This window comes from Xanthomonas sp. D-99, assembly GCF_017746145.1.
Classification (GTDB): domain Bacteria; phylum Pseudomonadota; class Gammaproteobacteria; order Xanthomonadales; family Xanthomonadaceae; genus Xanthomonas; species Xanthomonas cissicola.
Genome location: NZ_JAGHWU010000002.1, coordinates 119,395 through 133,211, shown reverse-complemented (window position 1 = coordinate 133,211; position 13,817 = coordinate 119,395). Strand labels below are relative to the sequence as shown.

The following is a 13,817-nucleotide window of genomic DNA, read 5'->3' as shown; positions in this document are numbered from 1 at the left end:
CTATCCATTCTCAACTGCGGGAGTGGCCTCGCCGGACGCCAGGGCCTAACGGATGCCCCATTCCCCGAGCAGTACACGCGCCCGCCGCTCGATGAAGCGGTTCGCGTTGGCCTGCGCCTGCTCGGACTCCTGCTTGGCCTCCGCTTCCCCGATGACACCCTCATGCGCTTCGTCAAGCTGAGCCATCGCCCACGTGATCGCCGCATCCTGCGCCGCTTTTCCCTCCACATCGTGCATGGAGATGTAGGCCTTCAGTGGCGGCCACATTTCCACACGCCCGTTGAGTTCATTCCTGCTGCGCAGCAGCCTCTCCCTGGACAGCCCCAGGTCGGGATTTTGCAGCGCTTCCTGCAGCAGGCCCAGCGCCGTCTCGGGGTCCTGCATGTGCATGAGCTTATGCTTGAGCATCTCCGCAAACGCGGTCTTGACGTCTCCTCGCACGGCCGGCCCGGAACCACCCACCTGCGTCATGCCGTCCAGGTTCAGTCTCTTGGGGGTGTGGTCGCTCAAGAATTGGCCGAAGCTGCTGCGGAATTCGGGTGATCGAATGGCCTCGGCCACCACCTGGTCCAGCAGGGGCATGTCGGCCGATGTAATGGCTGCGCCGAAGATCCTGGCATTTTGCGCCAGGCCCTGCGCCCACTTGTCAAAACGCTCGCCCAGGTCGGCATCGACACTGCGCAACACGCGCGTGAACTCGGGGACGCGGTTCCATGACGACCCGGCCTGCTGCGCCGCCGGCACGGGCGCGCGTTGTCTCCGCTCGGCCAGCCGCTGTGCCTGGCGCTGCGCGCGCTCCGGGTCGCGGATCTGCAGCAATTGGTCTGCCAGATGATCCGGCACCTTGATATCGCATTGAGCGGGCAGTCGGGCCAGCGACTGTGGAAGGGTCTGCAGGCCCGTGTCGCGCAGGTCCAGCAGTTGCAATTGGGCCAGATCCGCCACGCTGTCGGGCAGCTGCCGGAGCGCGGCGCAACCTTTCAGCGACAGTTCCGTCAAGCCGCGCAGTTGACCGATGTCCTCAGGCAAGTGCGCCAGGCGGCGGTTGGACGACAGATTGAGTTTTTCCAGCCTATGCAGCTGGGTGAGGCTGCCAGGAAGCCGCTCAAGCTTGGAATTCGATGCCACCTCCAGTGACCTGAGGCCCCGCATGAGGCCGATGTTCTCAGGCAACTCGTGAAAATGCGAAGAGTGCGGCATACGCAACTCGGTCAAGTGGCTCAGTTCAACGATGCTGGCTGGCAGGCGCGCATAGTGCCCGCCTGCCAGCGTGAGGCTGCGCAGACCTTGCATGCGCCCCAGGTCTGCGGGCAACTCGTCCAACGGAGCCAACGCCAATTGAAGGGTTTCTAGATTGGACAGGCGCGTCAACGAGGGTGGCAACTTTTTCAGACCGTGCGCGCCAACGACCTGCAGATGGCGGAGCTGGCGCAGCTGTCCCAGGTTGTCTGGCAGCGACTGAAGCCCGGTATGCACCAGCGTCAATTTCTGTAGGGCGTCGAGCCGGCCGATCGCATCGGGGAGCGTCGTGGCAGGGAGGCCGTAGTCGAGAACAAGTTCGGTGCTGCGGCGGGTCGCTGCACGGCGGATTTCGTCTGCCACGCTTTGCAGCACCTCCCGCGACGTATCCCTCTGCCCGTCGTGCAGGTTGTAGCCCGTCCGGACCCGCTCTGCCATCGGTAGGCTTTGCGCCAGCCATTCGTCGATGTCGCGCTCGATACTGCCCGGTGGTGCAGAAGAGGCGCCCGCGAGTGCCGCCGGCTGACTCGACGGATGCAACGGCGATCGGAAAAGGCGCCCTTGCGCGGCATTTCTTGGCGTCGACGTGTCTGCCGCTGACGTGCTTTCGCGCCGTCGCGGCCGCGCGAGCAGAGGGCTTAGCAAGCCCTCCGGTTGCGAAGATTGCCGTGAAGGCCTGTCTTCAGCAGGCGCTTGATCGGCGGTATCCGTTCGCGGGCGAGAGCGTAGTAGGCGATTGACATTGAACATGGAGGTGTCTCCTGCGTAGTCGGCTGAGTGCAGCGTTCCCGAAGCCAGGCTACGGCGATGCAATTGCAATCGCTGCACCAAAGCGAAGCGATTGCATCGCCTGACGAATCGGGCGCTTTCTTGCAAGCGCGTCCCTGTGCTGCATACCTGCTCACCGACAGCGGGGCATGGTCCGGCGTTCGATCGCATCGGTCTTCGACGTGATACACGCGGTGGCGACAGGCGATCGAGGAGGTGGTGCGGCGCATCTCTTGCGATGCAGTATTCACGCGCGTCGATCGTCTTCCTTGCAAGGACGTAGATGATCCGGGGAGAGCGCCCGGCATCCCCTCGCCTGTTCGCCGGAAGGCACGTCACCGCCACAGCGGCGGCTTAACGTGCATGCAGGCGCTTAGAGGCACGCGCTGCGAAGCCGCTAGGCGATAGGCAAACGCATCATCGCAGCGCGCCCTGCAGCACGTCGTGGCGGATCGATCAGCCTTGCCTCAAGACCTGCCCTCTCGAGCGCCAACGCCGGCTGCAAGACGTTGAATGGATTATCGCCCTATACAGGTTATCGACGACGTATTCTGAAGTTCCTCAGATTCTGGCGCATGTCTCCCTCGAAGTTGTTGGCAATGTTCGTGGGAATAATTTGCTTGCCCACCGGAACGCCGCCCGACTTCTCCAGATTTTGGTGGATTTGTCCGTTTTGCTGCTGGTCCAACTTGTATTCTTCGTAATGCAGGCCCGCCAATACGGGCGTCTTGAGAATTTCCACAAATTTACTGATGCTGGTGCCGGCGGCATAGCCTTTTAAGAACTCCCCGGCAGTCGGACGCTGTGTCGCCGTTTTACCGGTGCCCTTGGCGACGCCGCTGGCCGTTCCCTTTGCAGTTGCCTTGGCCGCGCTCTTGCCTGCTTCCTTGGTCGCGGCCTCGGCGACCCCCTTGGCAATCGCCTTGGCCCCGATTCTGGCCGTGGGTCCGCCGACTGCTCCGACGACTGCCCCGGCCATATTGATGCCGGCCAGCTTCAACGCCAGCGACATGTCGCCACCTTGAATCGCGGTGTCGACCACCTGCGCCGCCTGCGCCTCGCTCTCCAATGCAATCGACGCCGCATCGGTAATTTCGCCGATGATGGGGATCCCGTTCAATGCGCTGAGCCCCACGGACATCCAGTCCAGGATCTTGCTGTCCCACTTGAGGAACTCATGCAGGCCGTGTTGGAACGTGCCAACGTCCTTTTTGGGCTTCTTGATCGCCGGCGGATCGTCCTTGCCCACCAGCATGTCTGCGACGGCCTTTTGCTGATCGGGCGAGCTGGCCTCGTGCGTGGCCGGCGTATCCACGGTCTTGTTGTCTGCACTCATGTGGTCATAGAACTGCCGGAAATCGTTCTGGCTGATCTTGCCCGAATCGACGACATGGCCGCCGCCGAAGAAGTGATGGGGCTTCTTGTAGCCGGTGATCGAGTTGTTCAACAAGCCGAACAGCAACGGATCGTTCAACAACTGCGTGGCGGCCTGCTTCACTGCGGGGTCGGCTTTGTCGTCCTTGGAGATCGCGTCGAGCTTGTCGCGCGTGACCTCCTTACCGTCGCCGTAGAACGCGTCTTGATGACTGTTGATGGTATCCAGCGTCTTCTGCTCGTCCGCCGTCAGGTGAATCTCGGAGCTGGATTTCTGCAGGAAGTCCGGCGTACTCATCGAGCCGGAATCTCCTGCAAACTCCTTCCACTCGTCGGGGTGATCGCGAAAATATTGGGCAGCCGCGATCACCTGGGGCGGGCACTTGCCGGTCTTGCTGTCGCCATCGACGATCTTGGCGAATTCGTCCTCGCTCAGGTTGTCGGGCAGATAGTCGGAATAGCGATACAGCTCGCGCAAGGCATCGCTTTTGGTCATGACCGACGCCTTGGTTTTGTCGGGGCTATCGGATGCGATGTAGTTCTGCGTGTAATCCTTGGCCTTCTTGTCGTTGTATTCGGCAATTTGCGGGTGATGGGAGGAAAAGTCCGTCAGGTCCTTCGCCTTGATCTTGCCGCCGCACTTGCCGTCCTTCTGCGAGCCGATGGCAAAGAACAGCCGCGGATCCTTCTGCAATCCTTTAAGCGCTTCCTTCAAGTCAGATTGCGTCGACGGGTCGTTGATCTTTGCGTCCAGCTGATCGAAGGACAACGAGTCGACCTGGTCCTTGTGCCGATCCAGGACCGAAACAATTTCCAATTCGGATTGATTGAGCTGGCCGTCGTTCCAGGTGACCGTCGAGCCCTCCGCAGCTGGTGGCGGGTTGGAACCCTTGATGTTCTTGGGGTTGAACTCATCGTTCTTGCCGCCGAGCTCCTTGACCTGCGGATGCGAATCGGAGAAATCCCAAAGATCCTGCGCCTTGATCTTGCCGCCGCACTTGCCGTCTCCCTGCGAACCGATCGCAAAGAACAGGCGCGGGTCCTGCTTCAGTCCCTGCAATGCGGCCTTCAGGTCGGCGGGCGTGGAAGGGTCGTTGATCTTGTCGTCGAGATTCTTGTACTCGAGCGGCATCTGATCCTTGTGGGCATTCAAGGTCGAAACGATCTGCAGCTCCGATGGAGTGAGCGTGCCACCGTTCCAGGTGACCGTTGAGCCTTCCAGCGCCGGCGGCGCATCCTTCCCCTTGATGTGCTTGGGGTCGAAGTCGTAGCCCAGCGATGGCCAGGAGGTGCGCTTTTCGATCGGCTGGGTGGCTTGCCAGTCCGATGCGGACAGCTGGGTGTCGGTGTCGCCGCTGGCCGTGTTGGCCTGGAGGGCCGCCAGCAGCAGGTAGATTTGCTGAAAGATGTTATCCATCGTCGATGGCAAGTCGGAGTCGTCCGTGGACGAATCCGACCCGAATAGCTCCGACGAATCCGACTCGTTGAGAGGAGTACCCAGCAATTGGCTGGGGTTACTCCCGGTAGAAAGTGTATTGAGCGACATATAGGCGGCCTCGCAATAGCAGAATTGGCAGAGTACCTGCGTATAAGCATTGTCTTATACGGCCGCACGGGCGCGCCCGTGCGGTGTAGCCGTATGGTGCCAATGTGCGCACTGTGCATCTTGATCGACGAACTATTTTGGCGAAAAAAGCGCAAAGACCGATGCGTCGATGTCCTATTCAGGAACTGCTCGGTTGCGCGCAGCTGACCGGTAGACGCGCGCCCCCTGTTGTGACCTGCAAAAACCTGACGATCGAGTTAATACGGCGTTGCGTGTGCGATGCCGATAGCGTCGCGTGATTCGATCGACACCCGCGCGCGTGTGCGCCCGCGCGTCCCGCCGGTGGCGATCTGCTCAAATCATCCGCGTTCGGCGTCACGTTGCCGATGCCGTACGCCGCATGGACCGTGAGCGCTATTGCTATCGGCTGTGTGCGGGACAACCTTTGGCGCCGAGACCTGGATCCAGCGGCGAACACCAGGCGCTGCCGGGCACTGCTCGCACGGCATGTCGTGACGTCGCACACCGATGCGTGGCAAGAATCGGTGTCATACGCTTTGTTCGGAATATCCGGCTGCTCCAGTGGAAATACACGCATTATCGTAATGGAGATCGCTGGAATCGAAGTCGATGATGTGCGCAGCGAGTTAATACCGATGTGATGTGCCGTGCGCATGTAAGTCGCCAGGTTACGAGGCCTTTCTGCATTGCCTGTAGGTACCGCTAGCGCGCCGGATGACTCACCGGATCGAGGTCACCTCTGTTTCGCTTGTGTCCGCTACGAAAGTGTGGCGCAGGTTTTGGTTAGCCGATTGGCAGTGCCCCAGCTTCGTGTGCAGCGCAGGTGGTTCGCTGTGCTTCGCTCGGGTGCGAAGCACAGCGCAAGACAATCTTGCCGCACACAATTGGTGCAGTGGCACGACATGTTGGTGCATGAGTCCTACATCGAATACGTCCTCACGGAGTACCTCTGATGACCTTGGAGTCGCACAATCGAAAATCAGCGAATACCGCTTTCTTTATCGGCCTGAGCGCATGTCTCGGCTTTCCGGGAGAGCTTGCACGGCGGCTCGGTGAAGGCGAAACCATTCTGGGGCCAGCCGGCATGCTGTGCCGTGTCCATACGCAGGGAGAGCAAGACGAACTGATGGCCTTTCCGGAAGTGATCTTGCCCCTGGCGGCACGTGAATTCGGTGGCGACGAGGTGGTGACCCTGCTCTCGCTGCAGGAGCAGCTGCTGACCGAGTACGGATGGCGGCTCACGCTCTCGGACCTCGGCCTGCTATGCGTGTGTCCGCTGTTGCGCGTGCGCAGCCCTGAAGAGGTGGCCGCTGCACTGGAACTTGGGCAGGTGGTCGCACGTGTCGTGCTCGACGCGCTGGCGACCCAGGTCGATACGAAGGCCGAGGTGGCATCATGAAGCTCCCCAGCCATATCGGGACCGCCTCCAGTAGCCGTGCAACGTCGGGTCTTGTTCCGGCACTACCAACGCAGGCCGAAAAGCGCCCTGCCGGTCCAGAAGAGCGCGCACTCTCTGGGCCGCTTGCCGGCTTGTCCTCTTCCGGCGCGGCTCTGCGCGGTCGCCGGGCTTCCTCACGTCAGACGACCACTCATACAGACGAAGAGGCGGACGCACTCGGTCGGTCGCATCGGTCCGAGTCATCGCAGTCATCGCAGTCTTCGGATACAACGTTTTACAGCGCGCAGACCGCAGCCCCGCACGCGGAGTTGGAACTACAGCATGGGGCGGTCGTTGCGGGCACCTATGAGGCGCGTAGCGCTGCAGCCGTCGCCGAGGCGAAAGCGCAGCTGCGCGCCGCGCTGGACGATCTGCCATTTGCCGCGCCCTCGCAGGAGCAACGTGCATTGCAGGCAAGTTACCTGGAATGGGCGGACGCACGCGTGTAGGAACGCGTTACGGCCTTCGGGCCGGATGCCGGGTACCAGATCATCGGCGATATGAAGTCGGCAGGCGCAACGGCAACGCTGCCGATCGCCTACGAATGTCTCAGGGCCTTCATCACTGGCGCGATGCGCAACCCGGTCGGTCTGGCCACGGGCGCGGCCTACGCCGGCGCACGCCCGCCTGACGCCGAGCAACTGAGTACGGCGGTTCTTGCTGGTGCGGCGGCGGGAATGGCGTCCTATACCAGCGATACGCTGCTGCTTCCCGCAATGGACCGGCGCGCGCGCGCCGGCAACTTGCCGCGCTTCAAGGCCATCGACCCGAAGGTCCTGGTGCCCGATCCGCCGCCGGTCGTTCTGGAAGTGACCGCGGAAGCCAAGCGATTCGCGCGTCCGGGCGAGAACACGGCGCACACGGTGGCCGAGCTCAAGGCCCAGGCCCACGACCGCCGCCAGGCGATCGCCAATCGCCAATCGACCCTGGATGACAAGTCGGTTGATACCTTGTGGCTCAAGCCAGTAATCAATGCAGGGTTCAATGCCGCGCGTCGGACCGGCAGTGACCCGGGCTTGCTGACGCCGGTCGGCCAGTTGGGCTTGAGCGCGCTCGCCATCGGCGGAGCTGGCATCGTGCAAAAAGCAATGCTGGAGACGAGCAAGGCCTTGGCGCACACCGGCCAGATGAACGTGCCGGATCTGCTTGGCGGAGAGCAACGCTTGAACCTGTTTTCGCTGGCTCTCCCCGACAAAACACGTCGGCCCGCACAATGGTCCGACGCTGTCCATTTCCCGCTGCGTTATCTGCTGGAAAGCGGAATGGAAGCCTTTGCGTTGGCAAAGCAAGGTTTCAACAGCGCCAATGCGGTCGTCGATACGGTACGTGACGTCTTTGCCCGCCACATGCTCAGCAATATCATGGCCAGCTTCGGCTCGCTTGGGGCCTCGCGCATGATCGTCGCACCGTTGCGTGGAGGGAGCCATATCCGTGTTGCTGGCGAACCAGTCAATTCCGTGCCTGTTGTCTTGCAGCAGACCGTCCAAACCCTGTTCAACGATACGTTCTGGAATGCGCTCAAGGCCAGGAACGGTACCAACAGCTCCCCGGCAGCGCGACTGGATAACGCGCGTGCCACCCGGGCAGCCGAGCGTGAACGCACCATCGCACAGACGCTTGAGGCCCTGGCAGAGCCCATCGACCAGACGATCGCCGCGCTTTCCGGGCCCACATCTGCCCAAACGCGTGCCATGGAGGAGGGGGTGGGCGCTGCACCTGGGCCTGGGACGCTTGGCCAGGCATTGCGGACGGCCCTGGAGACATTGCGCACGGAGATCGGCGCGCAGTCTCCCTCGATTGCGACCATCGATGCCGTACGCACCGCGCTGCGTGATGTTTGGAGGGACACGTTTAGCGCAACGCCACGCTACAACGTGACGCAGGCGCTGGATGATCAACTGAAAACGCTCAAGCGTGCGTTGCATGAACGCGAGCAACTGCGTCGGTGGGACACCGGGCGAGCATGAGCGCTCAGCCATCGCGTTGATCCTGGTGCGTCTTGCACACCGCCGCCACAGACGTAGTTGCCGTCGCGTCTGTGGCGTGGTGGTGGCGGCCGGAAGATGAGCACCCACCAGCAGAGATAGAGCGATGCCACTGCGCAACCTGGTCGTAGTGGCAGTGCCTGCCGCCGTGCAATGATCTTGCTGTGACGCTGGTTGGCGGACTGGGCGACGCGGTGCGTATCGATGCCATCGTGCAACTCGCACTGGAAAGGGAACTCGTCAGAAAGTCGCCGTATGTCTCTGCTGCGCCAACGCGTGGGTGCACCCGCCGCCGTAGCAGAAATGCGCGGCAGGGCAGATCTGTCACGCAGCTGCCCTGGTTCTGTGCAGTGCCAGTCCTCGCGACTATCTTGCGTGGCAGGTGTGCGACGGCTGCCTGCAGGGTATCTGCAGGGAAAGATCCAGGCGCGTCACACCCGACATGCTCAATCGACCTGCATTCAGTGCGAGCCATTGGTGACATCGTCCAGACAACGCGCCAGGGCTGGTGGAATTGGCTGGAAAGCGGGGTCGTGGTGCCATGGCTGACCAGCGTCGCTGTCGCCATGATTGGCCAAGGCGGCGAGATGCTTGCCAGCCTTGGTCAGGCACGTAACCACAGATAGTTCCCCGTCGCGATTCCTTCGAACATTTCGTCGTGCGCAACGAAGATATTATTGTTCCAGTAACGACCATGCTCGGCGTAGTGGGCAAGCAGGTCGCATATCCATGATCCATCCACATCATCGTCCAGCGGCACGCGCACGATCAGGACGATGACGCCGGCATCATTCAGTCCAAGCTGTGCCTGGTCTTGCGCGTACACGGACAGATTGGCTTCCAATAACAGCCGGTAAACCGTCAATGTCCGTCCGGCGGGTGGCAGCCCGTAGGAGATGCGCAGATACAGTGCCTGCTCTTGCACCTCATCGTCGGGCTGTGGCGTCGGCTCGTGGAGGTAGACTTCAAACCCTTCCACCCAGAGTACACGTCTGCTGAGCACAGACTGCACATCCGGTAGATCCAGTGCCTCGCACATCTGTCGAACGATGGTTTCGAATCGTGCGCTGCTCATCGGCGGTGGTACATGCGCAGGACCCCCTACAAGTCCTGCGCATGCCAATGTCGATTACTGGCCAACGAGCTGCTTGGCGTTGTCGCCGGCCTTGCCGATGAACTTGTTCAACGCCACGTTGAAGTCCAGATCGTTCTTGAGCATGGTGATCTTGTTGTTCATGGATTTCTGGGCCTCGTCAGAAGCGGTCAAGTCGCTGATCAACGATCTCATCTGACCGTTCGAGCCGAACAGTGCACTAGCACCAGAGATTCCACCGGACACACCCCCGGTGTAGCCATCCATGCCCTGGTCAAAACGCGATGTGATTGAACTCGTTTGCGGAAATAGTTCCATACCAAGCCTCCTTCATATTGCATGTAGTGATGCGCCTGCTGGCGCGTTGTGCTTGGTCGAAGTGACCAAGAAATCGATTTACTTACGACAGGCCGGCGATGTGCGCGACGATGTTGCGCGCCGCGGTCATACCGTCATGCAAGACATTGAAGTCGTTGCGTGAGGTCTGATCGCTCGCCGCGGACCAGTGCACGCGAATCTGTTGCGCGGTGGCATCGAGCGCTGCCTCGAGGTTACGCAGCCGCTCGCCAGACGGATCCGCTGCCTTGGTCTGCAAAATCTTGCTCATATCCTGGGTGACCGTCTCGGTCATGGCATCGAACATAGTGGGCTCTCATTGCGCCGCCTGCTGCGGCAGGGATGTCATGTGCTTGGTACCGTCCGGCGTTTCGACATAATGCAGACCATCGGCGAGCAATGCCGCGTCGTAATTGTCCGGCGGTTTGATGGACGGGTCTTGCTGGCTGATCTCCACGTGCAGTGCGCGGACCTCAGGGCCCAGGTCGCTGCGGACATCGGCAATCCTGCGGCTTGCGCGTTCTGCGTAGTCGCTGCTGCCGGAAACCGAGAAAACGCCATTGCCCTGGTAACGTACGCTGAGAGCGGGGTCAGCCAGGGCATCGCGCAGCGTCGCCACGACCTCGTCCACCACGGCCACGTTGACGGCAACGCCTGGATGATAGCGATGCACCTGCGCACGCAAGCGCGCAGCATCGGCGCTGCTGGGGACCAGGCCTTCGATCAGCACGCGCGTGCCGACGCGTTGGGCGTGCGCCTCGCGAAAACCGAGTTGTTTCAACAAGGCGTTGGCCTGGTTGACGGCATTTTCTGGGCGCTGCGGGGTGGCGGCATCGGAAAGAAATGCCGGTTGCAACGAGGGGATCAACGCTGCTGCGGAAAGCGCTAGCATGGCACCCACCGCTGCGCGCAGGACTTTGCGCCTGGACGCGGGCGGCGCCGGCGTGGGGGCTGGGGAAAGCAGCCGCTCCAGCAGCGCCACATCGTCGGGCCAATCGGCAGCAGCCTCGCCAACACACAGCACCAGGGGGCCGAAGCGAACCGGCTGAAACGCAACAAAAGACGTTTCTGGCAGCGTGTCGCTGCTGTAACGGATTTGACCGTCATGGTCTACCTCGAGAATGAGTGAGCAACCAGGCCAATCGTCTATTCGGATATCGGTTTGGGGATCGCTCCCCAGACTGTAACGACCTTGTGCCAAATCTAATCGTGCGCCTGCGTGGGTTCCTGTCAGTACGCGAAGCTGCATGGTCATGGGCGAACCTCCTGAGCCACCTGGTGTGGTTGCTCAATCAGCAGTGTGTTCAGACGTGTGATGGCATGTGTACGATCGGCCTGCCTGCGCGGCTTTTCCGCATTCAGCAGTATCAACGGGAGCAAAAGGTGAAAATTGCGGAGTGCTGGCACCGGTTCCAGCTCCGACGGCATCAGCTCCATCAAGCGCTTCCGCAACGCCTGTAGATTTTCGGCCGTGGTGGCCCTGCCGGTCGAGCGAAAATGCTCCCGCATCAACCTCCAGACCGTCGTGGTCAACGAGGCGAGGGCAGGGTATGAAACGCCGATGGCGCGTAACTCGACAAGCGCAGCGGCAAGCGCGTGTCGCCTGACCATCGGATCGGCGTCGCGCGTCATCACATAGCGATCGAGAATTCCGTCGATGCGTGCACGCACGCCGTCGCTCAAATCTGCCGGTGCGGCAGCCTGCCACGGTCCTGTCTGCGGATCGTCGGCATGCGCGTTGCGGCCACCGCCATGCTGATCGCCCTGGCCCTGCTCACGCCCCTGGGCCGCAACGACGGCCACGCTCACCCGTCCGCGCAGTACGCACTCGCGTTTGGCTTCGATCTCTTCCTGCTCGGTGGCTTCGAATTCATCCTCCTGGCCGTCCAGCGACCGGATCCCGCGTCGTCGCCTGCGCGGTGGAGCTGGGCGCAGGCGCGGTGCTCGTGCCGCAATGTCGGTAGGCGACCCCGCGCTGGTGCCTGCCGCATCGGCATGATGATCGCCATGGTGATGCGAGCCGCCATGCTCGATGGAAACCGAGGGCCCCAAGGTGCCGGGCGAAATGCGACGGATCATGGGAATGCCGCCTGCATCAAGGCCTGGCCGAACTGCATGATGGCCGAGGCACCCCACGGTGCTGTGACGGCAATGGCAGCCACCACCACCACCAGCTTGAGCGCGAACGAGATCGATGCGTCCTGCAGCGACATCACCGCCTGGACGAAGGCGATCAGCAGCCCGGCCAGCGCAGCGACACCGACCACCGGCAAGGACACCTTGAGGCAGAGCAGCAAGGCTTCGGAGGTAAATCGCACTAGATCGTCGTGGTCCATGGCGTCACCGATAGCTCAGAACCAGGCCATGAATCAGCATCGACCAGCCGTCCATGGCGACGAACAGCAGCAGCTTGAACGGGATCGCCACGTTGGTCGGGGTGACCTGCGAAAGGCCCATCGCCATCAGCGCGTTGGCCACCACCAGGTCGATGACGATGAACACCAGATACAACAGAAACCCGATGCGGAAGGCTTCGGTCAATTCGCTGAGCGTGAAAGCCGGTGCCAGGACGAGCAGGTCGTCCGACTTGAGCGTGGCAGCCTTGTCCTTGGGCCAGATCTGCTGTGCGGAGCGCATGAAAAAGGCCTTTTCGCGCTCGCGTGTGTGCTTGAGCAGGAATTGCCGGAACGGCTCCCGGCAGGCGTCGAGCAGCACCACCACGCGGCTGTTGTCCGATCCGGCGCCGTAGTTCTGAGCGGCCTTGAACGCTTCCATGCCCACCGGCGCCATCACAAAGCACGACACCAGCAATGCAACGCCATTGAGGACCATGTTCGGCGGCACCTGCTGTACACCGATCGCATTGCGCAGCAGGCCGAGCACGACCACGATCTTGGTGTAGGAGGTGACCACCATCGCTGCGAAAGGCAGTAAGCCCAGCATGATGACCACCAGCAGCAGCGAGCCAACGTCAGGCATCTGCATGCGTGCTCTCCGACATGCTGAGGATCTGCACACCCAGATGTTCGCCCACTGCCAGTAGCCTGCCGGTGCCGATGGTCTGGCCGTAAACCACCAGGCGGATGTCGGCTTGATCGACGGGCACCGACAACTCCAGGATCTGCCCTGGCTGCAAACCCGACAAGGTCGATAGAGATAGCGCAAGTTGATCCACTTCCAGTTGCACCGGCAGTTCCAGTTCCGCCACATTGCTGGTGGACGGTGCGACGTCGGGCTCAAACGTATCGTGCTGCATGGTGGGGGGGGCCTCCAGAATCATCTTTTGCAGGTTCAAGCGCACCGGAGCGCGCAATACCGCGCCTCCGGCGATACCCCAGAGCAGCTCGCCGCTGGTGACCGCCGCCGAGGCGGTGCAATGCAGCAAGACATCGCCAGGCCGCAGCGACTGCAGCAATGCCGCCGATGCGGTGCGCCCGCCGATGCGCAGGCGCGTGTTGACGCGCAGTGCAGCCAGCCAGGCTGGCAGCTGCGTAGGCCCGGCAAGTCCGTCGACTGCAGCCTGCAGCGTGGCCAGCAGCGACGCGCTTGCCGTCAGCGCAATCGCGTCCAGATCGCCCAGTGTGATGCCGATGCCGTGGCAGTGGTCCGGCGCTGCATCGCGCTCGAAGCCGATCACCTCGGCAGCGCCCAGGCCGAGCGGCGCAAGCGCGCCCAGGCGATCGGCCAGCAACATTCCTGCGAGCGAAACGCGGAGGGCGTCGTCGTCCTCGTTCAATAGCGGCGCCAGGCCGTCGCGCGCGGCAATCCGCATATCCATCTGGCCGGTGTCCAACTGCAGTCGCAGGCGGGCCGCATCATTGGGTGAGATGCGACGGCAATGCGTGACGAAGCCGCAGTGGCGTGCCGCGCGTGGGTCGCCGAACACCCTGCCCAGCTGTGTGCGCTCGGCCGCAACGCGCGTCAACGCCTGGGAGAGTGCACGTGCCGGTGGAGCCTGGCTCTGCTCGGTTAGCAAGATGGAGTTCCTCCAAATGGCTTTCTGTCGCCAGTGCCGCG

Annotated in this window: 11 protein-coding genes and 1 pseudogene; 2 read left to right on the top strand and 10 right to left on the bottom strand. The window is 62.0% G+C overall.

Annotated features, from left to right (window positions below; all coding sequences use genetic code 11):
• Positions 1-45: 45 nt before the first annotated feature.
• Positions 46-1,485, bottom strand: a complete 1,440-nt coding sequence (xopAE, locus tag J7360_RS01100) for a type III secretion system effector XopAE (RefSeq protein ID WP_057658919.1) — start codon at positions 1,483-1,485, stop codon at positions 46-48.
• A gap of 1,057 nt (positions 1,486-2,542) precedes the next feature.
• The gene (locus tag J7360_RS01095) at positions 2,543-4,927 is read right to left on the bottom strand and encodes an HrpF/NolX family T3SS translocon protein (RefSeq protein WP_209033071.1); all 2,385 of its coding nucleotides are present in this window, start codon (positions 4,925-4,927) and stop codon (positions 2,543-2,545) included.
• A gap of 973 nt (positions 4,928-5,900) precedes the next feature.
• On the opposite strand from J7360_RS01095, the gene hap3 reads away from it, so the two are divergent.
• Both hap3 and xopF1 read left to right on the top strand, forming a co-directional pair.
• Positions 5,901-6,347 carry an Hpa3 family type III secretion system protein gene (gene hap3 / locus J7360_RS01090; RefSeq protein ID WP_209033069.1) on the top strand — a complete coding sequence of 149 codons (447 nt, stop codon included), beginning with the start codon at positions 5,901-5,903 and terminating at the stop codon, positions 6,345-6,347.
• Positions 6,344-8,353 (top strand): annotated as a pseudogene (gene xopF1 / locus J7360_RS01085) (type III secretion system effector XopF1). Before hap3 ends, xopF1 begins: the two are co-directional and overlap by 4 nt.
• Positions 8,354-8,975: 622 nt before the next feature.
• Here the strand turns inward: xopF1 and J7360_RS01080 are convergent.
• The 8 genes from J7360_RS01080 to sctQ all read right to left on the bottom strand — a co-directional run bounded on the left by J7360_RS01080 (position 8,976) and on the right by sctQ (position 13,725).
• Positions 8,976-9,446 carry a CesT family type III secretion system chaperone gene (locus J7360_RS01080; RefSeq protein WP_017156500.1) on the bottom strand — a complete coding sequence of 157 codons (471 nt, stop codon included), beginning with the start codon at positions 9,444-9,446 and terminating at the stop codon, positions 8,976-8,978.
• Positions 9,447-9,500: 54 nt separating this feature from the next.
• Positions 9,501-9,782: an HrpE family protein gene (gene hrpE / locus J7360_RS21580; protein ID WP_139792750.1), complete on the bottom strand. Its 282-nt coding sequence runs from the start codon at positions 9,780-9,782 to the stop codon at positions 9,501-9,503.
• Positions 9,783-9,864: 82 nt separating this feature from the next.
• Positions 9,865-10,107: an HrpD6 family protein gene (gene hrpD6 / locus J7360_RS01070; RefSeq protein ID WP_057658854.1), complete on the bottom strand. Its 243-nt coding sequence runs from the start codon at positions 10,105-10,107 to the stop codon at positions 9,865-9,867.
• 9 nt (positions 10,108-10,116) lie between these two features.
• A complete protein-coding gene (gene hrpD5, locus J7360_RS01065) occupies positions 10,117-11,055 on the bottom strand; it encodes an HrpD5 family protein (RefSeq protein ID WP_209033067.1) in 939 nt (312 codons plus the stop codon).
• The gene (locus J7360_RS01060) at positions 11,052-11,879 is read right to left on the bottom strand and encodes a hypothetical protein (RefSeq protein ID WP_057658849.1); all 828 of its coding nucleotides are present in this window, start codon (positions 11,877-11,879) and stop codon (positions 11,052-11,054) included. Before J7360_RS01060 ends, hrpD5 begins: the two co-directional genes overlap by 4 nt.
• Positions 11,876-12,136, bottom strand: coding sequence for a type III secretion system export apparatus subunit SctS (sctS, locus tag J7360_RS01055; RefSeq protein ID WP_008575435.1), 261 nt, complete (start codon positions 12,134-12,136; stop codon positions 11,876-11,878). Before sctS ends, J7360_RS01060 begins: the two co-directional genes overlap by 4 nt.
• Positions 12,137-12,140: 4 nt before the next feature.
• Positions 12,141-12,785, bottom strand: coding sequence for a type III secretion system export apparatus subunit SctR (sctR, locus tag J7360_RS01050; RefSeq protein ID WP_003485742.1), 645 nt, complete (start codon positions 12,783-12,785; stop codon positions 12,141-12,143).
• The gene (gene sctQ, locus J7360_RS01045; protein ID WP_057658846.1) at positions 12,772-13,725 is read right to left on the bottom strand and encodes a type III secretion system cytoplasmic ring protein SctQ; all 954 of its coding nucleotides are present in this window, start codon (positions 13,723-13,725) and stop codon (positions 12,772-12,774) included. The genes sctR and sctQ overlap by 14 nt, the downstream gene beginning before the upstream one ends.
• Between the last annotated feature and the right edge of the window lie 92 nt (positions 13,726-13,817).

Excerpts from the sequence above, each read along its gene's own strand:
- J7360_RS01095 (WP_209033071.1), bottom strand. The coding sequence starts at position 4,927 with ATGTCGCTCAATACACTTTCTACCGGGAGTAACCCCAGCCAATTGCTG.
- hap3 (WP_209033069.1), top strand. The coding sequence starts at position 5,901 with ATGACCTTGGAGTCGCACAATCGAAAATCAGCGAATACCGCTTTCTTT.
- J7360_RS01080 (WP_017156500.1), bottom strand. The coding sequence starts at position 9,446 with ATGAGCAGCGCACGATTCGAAACCATCGTTCGACAGATGTGCGAGGCA.
- hrpE (WP_139792750.1), bottom strand. The coding sequence starts at position 9,782 with ATGGAACTATTTCCGCAAACGAGTTCAATCACATCGCGTTTTGACCAG.
- hrpD6 (WP_057658854.1), bottom strand. The coding sequence starts at position 10,107 with ATGTTCGATGCCATGACCGAGACGGTCACCCAGGATATGAGCAAGATT.
- hrpD5 (WP_209033067.1), bottom strand. The coding sequence starts at position 11,055 with ATGACCATGCAGCTTCGCGTACTGACAGGAACCCACGCAGGCGCACGA.
- J7360_RS01060 (WP_057658849.1), bottom strand. The coding sequence starts at position 11,879 with ATGATCCGTCGCATTTCGCCCGGCACCTTGGGGCCCTCGGTTTCCATC.
- sctS (WP_008575435.1), bottom strand. The coding sequence starts at position 12,136 with ATGGACCACGACGATCTAGTGCGATTTACCTCCGAAGCCTTGCTGCTC.
- sctR (WP_003485742.1), bottom strand. The coding sequence starts at position 12,785 with ATGCAGATGCCTGACGTTGGCTCGCTGCTGCTGGTGGTCATCATGCTG.